Here is a 643-nt window from a genome sequence, read left to right as displayed (position 1 = left end):
CGTGCCGGTGATGTCCAGCAGCCCGCTGTTGCTGATCGTGCTCCCGGCCGTCCCGGTGACGATGTCGATCCCCGCCAGCGTCACCGTGTCCGCCAGCGCCAGCGTGCCCTTGTCGATGATCGTCGTGCCGGTCACCGTCACATTGTCCAGCGTCAGCTGCGTCGCGGCGTCGATCGTCACCAGCCCGCCGGTCAGCTGCGCGTTGCCGGTGATCGTGCTGACGCCCTGCACCGTCTCGATCAGCCCGTTGTCGGCGATCGTGCCGCCGCTGATCGTCGTGCCGTTCAGCTTCAGCGTATTGCCGACCCGGATCGTGCCGCCATTGGTCACGCTGTCGGTGTTCAGCGTCGTCGTGCCGGTGATGTCCAGCAGCCCGCTATTGCTGATCGTGCTGCCACCCGTCCCGGTGATGATGTCGATCCCCGCCAGCGTCACCGTGTCCGCCAGCGCCAGCGTGCCCTTGTCGGTGATCGTGCTGCCGGTCACCGTCACATTGTCCAGCGTCAGCTGCGTCGCGGCGTCGATCGTCACCAGCCCGCCGGTCAGCTGCGCGTTGCCGTTGATCGTGCTGTTGTCCTGCACCGTCTCGATCAGCCCGTTGTCGGCGATCGTGCCGCCGCTGATCGTCGTGCCGTTCAGCTTC

General features: G+C 66.9%; 1 pseudogene. It reads right to left on the bottom strand.

The features are described 5' to 3' along the window. Positions 1-643, bottom strand: a pseudogene (locus QY049_RS34525) (hypothetical protein); the annotation flags it as partial.

Origin of the sequence: Bradyrhizobium sp. WYCCWR 13022, assembly GCF_030435535.1 — a bacterium.
In the GTDB taxonomy this organism is placed as follows: domain Bacteria; phylum Pseudomonadota; class Alphaproteobacteria; order Rhizobiales; family Xanthobacteraceae; genus Bradyrhizobium.
Note: the sequence above shows the minus strand (reverse complement) of the source record. Positions and strands in the feature narration are given on the sequence as shown.